Source organism: Enterorhabdus sp. P55 (genome assembly GCF_009911695.1).
Classification (GTDB): Bacteria; Actinomycetota; Coriobacteriia; order Coriobacteriales; family Eggerthellaceae; genus Enterorhabdus.
The window spans coordinates 1-5254 of record NZ_QWKK01000133.1 but is presented as its reverse complement, the minus strand read 5'-3'; the positions used below and the strand labels follow the sequence as shown (position 1 = coordinate 5254).

Genomic DNA, 5254 nt, shown 5'->3' with positions numbered 1-5254 from the left:
GGGCCGGGGTCTCGGCCGCGGCGCCGCTGCCTGCCGGGGCGCCGCAGCGCAACGGGTCGCGGTGGCCGTGGCGCCGCCGCCGGCCCTCGCCGAAGGCCGCCTCGTGCTCGGTGATGAAGGCGTCGGCATCTGCTAGGTTCACATGGCAGTAGCCGCCGGGATTGCGTTCCAGGTAGTCCTGGTGATAGCGCTCGGCTGGCCAGAACTCATGTAGCGGACCGGCCTCCACCACCACAGGCTTGGGGCAGCGTCGCTCCAGATCGTAGAGGGCGTTAGCTACGGCAGGCGCATCGAAGGGATCGCTCCAATAGATGCCGGTACGGTACTGCTCGCCGCAGTCGTTGCCCTGGCGGTTGAGCGATGTGGGGTCGATGGTGCGGAAGAAGGCCTCCAGCAGCAAGGGCAGCGAGACGACCTCGGCGTTGAAGGCGACACGCACGCACTCGGCGTGACCGGTGACCCCCGCGCACACCTGCTCGTAGGTGGGGTGTGGCGTGCTGCCGTTGGCGTAGCCCACCTCGGTGTCGATGACGCCAGGCAGCCTCTGCAGGTAGGCCTCGGTGCCCCAGAAGCATCCGCCGGCCAGGTATATCTCGTGCAGGTCCATGGCTCTTCCTTTGCGATCAGGGGAGACGCTTGTCTGGCGCTCCATGCTAGCAACGCGGACCGCCCGTCCCTGCTGGCCGCGTCAACCGTAACGAGAAGGATTCCTGCGCGAAAAGGAGGGCCGCGGGCGGCGGTGCGGGCGACCTGGGCAGACCTCGTCCGTTGTCCGATGGAGGGGGGCGGGCCGCTCGGGGAAACGGCGGGCAGGAAAACGCCCCGTTTCTGGCGAGCAATCACGACTTTGCAACATCTAGAAGGTGAAAAAGCGCTAAGGAGCCGGGGGAGGACGTCTCTTGCGCGGAAGGCACCTGGGGAAACGTGCGCGGAGTAGGGCTGCGCGATGCGATGGTGCTGCAAAGTCGTGATTGCTCGCCAGAAACGGGGCGTTTTCCTGCCCGGGCACGCGCGGGGGAGGGGCTCCGCCGAGCCGATGCGCCCGCACCGACCCCCCGGCGCCGTGGCACGCGGTGCCTCCGCCGGCACGCGGGGCCCAGCTGGGGCGCGGGCACGCCGGGCACAGAACGGCTGGAGGACGTGGAGGCGAGGCGGCGGTCGCGTGACGGTTCGGCGACCGTCGGCACGGCGCGCGGCGGGCAGGGCGGCGCCTGCGCACAATGGGGGAAAGACGCGAGCGCGCTTCTGCCGGCGTGCCCGCCGCAAGACGATGGCAGGTGGAAGGAGGCGCGCCATGACCTGGGCCCACGGCGCAGCGGGGCAGCGCCCGAGCGTGCTGCGCGGGGTGCTGAGCGACCTGTCGCTTCCGCAGGTGGCGGGCACGGCGCTGGCTGCGGTCACCTCCATGCTGCTATCGTCCTACATCGGTATCGCGGGGTCGATTATCGGCGTGGCCGTGGCGTCGGTGGTGTCGACGGTGTGCTCATCGCTCTACAAGAACTTCCTCGCGGCCTCGGCCGAGCGCATCCGCGAGCTGCCCCAGACAGTGCACGGTGCTCCCGCTGGCGTGGCAGAAGGCGCGGGGGCGTCTAGCCTCTCGGTGCGCGAAGGCGCGGGAGCGCCTGGCCAGGGGGTTGGGGCTGCGGCAGATCCCGCGGTTGCGGCGGGAACAGATCCTGCGGGTGCGGCGGCCGGGGGCGCCGCGGACTCTGCGGATGCGGCGGCTCCCCTGGCCACGGGGGCGGCGAATGCCGGGGGCGGCCAGGCCGGCTGGGCGTCGAGCGCGGGCGATCAGGCCGGCAGGTCAGACGCGCCCGAGATGGCGGCAGAACCCGCGGTCGCCGGCACGGCTCCGGGTGCCTGGGCGGACGACGGGCGCGGCGCGCTGGGCGCGATGCTGCCCCTTGGCGCGGCGGAGCGCCTGCGGGGGCGGTCGACGGCCACGCCGCACCTGGGCGACGCCGGGATGGAGGTCGACGGTGCCGTGCGGGCAGCTCGTGAGGCGCGTCTGCGCCGGTCGCGTACCCGCCGTAACGTGGCGCTCGTGGCCGCGCTGTCGGCGCTCGTCGCCGTCGCGCTTTCGGGCGCCGCCGTGTGGTTCCTCACCATGGGCCAGGGGCTGGGCGCGAAGCCGGAGCCCGTGCGCTTCTCGGCGCCGGCGAAGGAGCAGGCTGCCGACGAAAAGGAGAAGGACGACCAGGAAGACGCGGCCGCGGACAAGGCTGCTGCGGATAACAAGGCGGCGTCCCCAAGCGACGCGGGCGCTGGCGCGGACGGCAGCGGCGCGGATCAGTCCGACGCATCGGGTGACCAGGGCGCCAGCGGCAACGGCTCCTCGACGGGCACCTCGACGGGCGGCGCGGACTCCAACGGCGGCTCGACGGGCGGTTCGACCGGCGGCGCCGACCCGGGGTCGGGCGGCTCAGGCTCCGGGTCAGACGGCGCCGGGTCGGGAGCGGGTACGGGCGGATCCGGCACGACGAGCGGCTCGGGCGGCGGCTCGGGATCCGGCGGTTCCGCAGACGGCGGCTCGGGCACGGGCGGCTCTGCGAGTGGCAGCGGCCAGGCGACCGGCGCCCAGGGCGACTCGGCTGCGAAAGCAGCCGCAGCAGGTGCGTCCTCCTAAGCGGCGAAGGCGCACGTCGCGAGGCCGAGCGCCAGCACGGCGCCGGCCAGGGCGACGCCCAGCAGCCGGTCGAGCGCGCCGCTTCGCGCGGATGCGGCTCCCTGCGGAGCGCCCGTTCCCGCGGCCGACCGGCGCCGCGGGCCCGATGCTCGACCGCCGGTCCGCCCGAGGCGCCCCGCCTGCGCGGCAGGCGCGCTCATCGTTCCTCGATCTTGGTGACGGCGGGCGCCTGGAGCGCCAGCGCCACCCCGACGATGCCGACGACGGCCAACGGCAGCAGAATCTTCGCGAGCTTGCACATGAGAACCACCTCCATGTTCGGGATCTTCGATGGTTCCATCCTACGGGGTCTCGCTTACCTCACCCTTGCGCGCACCTAACCCTTTTGTCACCTAACGCGAGGGGCCGTCCCCGCGCGAAAGACCCCGCGCCTGCTGCGTACGGGGAGGGGCTGACGGCTCAGCGCAGGAGCCACTTCCAGGCGGGGAGGATATGGATGACCCCCTCGGGGGTCTCCAGGGTCTTCTCTTCGTCGAGGGTCACGATGGCGGACTCGCGGGCGTCGAAGCGCGCCATCGCCTCCTGCAGGGCGCTGACCTCGCGCTTCCTGGTTGACTCCCGTTCCAGGTCGAGGCAGACCTGTACGAGGGAGCTCGCCTCGCCCAGGACCGCGTCCCCCTCGATGAAGTCCACCTCCTTGCCAGAGGGCAGCTTGAGCATGGCCACGTCGCCCAGGCGTCCCGTCTTGCGGCGTCGGCGTAGCTCCAGGTAGACCGCCGTCTCGAGCGAGAAGGCGAGACCGTCGTCGGTGGCGGGCGCGCTCGCCCAGTACAGCCCGGGGTCGGCCGCGTAGAGCCTCATGCCGCCGAGGCGGATCTTCTGGGCCGAGTAGCTGAAGTCGTACACCTGGTAGGCGAGGTCGGCTGCGCGCCCGACCTGCGGTTAGACGCGCTGTTCGACAAGATCGTACGAAAGCGCCGCGGCGGGTACTGCTTCGAGCTCAACAAGCTGTTCGAGGCGCTGCTCGTGGCGCTCGGCTATGACGCGCGGCCGTGTCTGGCTCGCTCGGCTGACGTGCCCGGCCAGCGCGACCCGATCAACCACCGGGGGCTGCTGGTGAGCGTGGAGGGCGTGCTCGCGTCGGCGGATGTCGGCTATGGCGGCCCGGCTCCGGGCGGGCCCTTGCGGCTGGAGGCGTCGGGGCCGCAGGGGGTGGGAGGCGAGTGCTTCGAGGCGGTGCGTCTCGACGAGGCCTGGTGGCGCGTCGACCGCTTCCGCGCGTCGACGGGGGAGCGGCTGGGCGTGCTCGAGCTGTGCATCGCGCGCGTGGAGGATGAGGACTTCGCCGCACTCAACCTGGCGTGCTCGCTGCCGGGGACGGAGTTCCGCGAGCAGGACCTGGTGAACATGCGCACGACCGACGGTCACGTGGCGCTGACGGGGTGGCGCCTGGTCATCCGCTCGGGCGCGTCGCGGCGCTGTCTCGAGCTGGGCGAGACGGAGGTGGACGAGGTGTTGCGGCGATTCTTCGGGCTTTCCTACTAGCCAGCGGGCGTGGGCGTGGTATAGTACGCCCATGCCGAAACAGCGAACATATGTGTGTATCGACCTGAAGAGCTTCTATGCCTCGGTGGAGTGTCGCGCGCGCGGCCTCGACCCGATGACCGCGAACCTGGTGGTGGCCGATCCCGAGCGTTCGGGCACCACCATCTGCCTGGCCATCACGCCGGCCATGAAGGAGCTCGGCATCCGCAACCGCTGCCGCCTGCACGAGATTCCGCCGGGGGTGGAATACGTGACGGCACTGCCGCGCATGCGCGCCTACATGAAGGCGTCAGCCGATATCTACGGCATCTACCTGCGCTATGTGTCGCCTGACGACATCCACGTCTACTCCATCGACGAGTGCTTCATCGACGCGACGCCCTACCTCAGCCTCTACGGCGTGGATGCGCGCACGTTCGCCGTCATGCTGCGCGATGCGGTGTTCCAGGAGACGGGCATCCCCGCCACGGCAGGCATCGGCACCAACCTGTTCTTGGCGAAGGTGGCGCTTGATGTGACGGCCAAGCACGCGCCGGACTTCATCGGCTACCTGGACGAGGAGGAGTTCCGCCGGCGCATCTGGCGTCATCGCCCCATCACCGACATCTGGAATATCGGGCCTGGCATTGCCCGGCGGCTGGCGCGCTTCCGCGTGTTCGACTTGAAGGGCGTCACTGAGATGGATCCGGACGTGCTCTACGACGAGTTCGGCGCCAACGCCGAGTACCTCATCGACCACGCCTGGGGTGTCGAGCCCTGCACCATCGCCGAGATCAAGGCCTATCGACCGGGAAGCACGTCGATGATGAACGGCCAGATATTGCCGGGCGCCTACACGTTCGAGGAGGCGCGCGTGGTGCTGCGCGAGATGGTGGACGCCTCGGTGCTCGACCTGGTGGCGAAGCGCCTGGTGACGAATCACATCTCGCTCATGGTGGGCTACGGCGCCGACCGCGGGGCGCATGCCGCGGGCGGTGGGGGAGGGCGCGCGGGAGCCGCAGGCGCGGCCGGGGAGCGGGGCGCGGATGAGGATGGAGGCGGCGCCGGCCGCGGGGCGCGGGAGGTGTTCGTGGGCGAGCACGG

6 protein-coding genes are annotated in these 5254 nt (G+C 71.1%); 3 read left to right on the top strand and 3 right to left on the bottom strand.

All coding sequences use genetic code 11. The features are described 5' to 3' along the window. The coding region (msrA, locus tag D1643_RS09690; protein ID WP_201751077.1) for a peptide-methionine (S)-S-oxide reductase MsrA at positions 1–607 on the bottom strand (607 nt) is incomplete at its 3' end. 687 nt (positions 608–1294) lie between these two features. Between msrA and D1643_RS09685 the strand changes: the two genes are divergently transcribed. Beyond that, the gene (locus tag D1643_RS09685) at positions 1295–2626 is read left to right on the top strand and encodes a hypothetical protein (protein ID WP_160710428.1); all 1332 of its coding nucleotides are present in this window, start codon (positions 1295–1297) and stop codon (positions 2624–2626) included. A 196-nt stretch (positions 2627–2822) separates the two neighbouring features. Here D1643_RS09685 and D1643_RS09680 read toward each other — a convergent pair whose 3' ends face one another. Beyond that, on the bottom strand, positions 2823–2966 hold the full coding sequence (locus D1643_RS09680; protein WP_160710427.1) for a hypothetical protein: 144 nt from the start codon (positions 2964–2966) through the stop codon (positions 2823–2825). Positions 2967–3085: 119 nt separating this feature from the next. Then, complete coding sequence (locus D1643_RS09675; RefSeq protein ID WP_160710426.1) at positions 3086–3532, bottom strand: ATP-binding protein; 447 nt, start codon at positions 3530–3532, stop codon at positions 3086–3088. Between D1643_RS09675 and D1643_RS09670 the strand changes: the two genes are divergently transcribed. Both D1643_RS09670 and D1643_RS09665 read left to right on the top strand, forming a co-directional pair. Beyond that, positions 3506–4171 carry an arylamine N-acetyltransferase gene (locus tag D1643_RS09670; protein WP_160710430.1) on the top strand — a complete coding sequence of 222 codons (666 nt, stop codon included), beginning with the start codon at positions 3506–3508 and terminating at the stop codon, positions 4169–4171. The two genes, D1643_RS09675 and D1643_RS09670, sit on opposite strands and share 27 nt — an antisense overlap. Positions 4172–4223: 52 nt before the next feature. Then, on the top strand, positions 4224–5254 hold a 1031-nt coding region (locus tag D1643_RS09665), incomplete at its 3' end, for a DNA repair protein (RefSeq protein WP_370520334.1).

Excerpts from the sequence above, each read along its gene's own strand:
- D1643_RS09685 (WP_160710428.1), top strand. The coding sequence starts at position 1,295 with ATGACCTGGGCCCACGGCGCAGCGGGGCAGCGCCCGAGCGTGCTGCGC.
- D1643_RS09680 (WP_160710427.1), bottom strand. The coding sequence starts at position 2,966 with ATGGAACCATCGAAGATCCCGAACATGGAGGTGGTTCTCATGTGCAAG.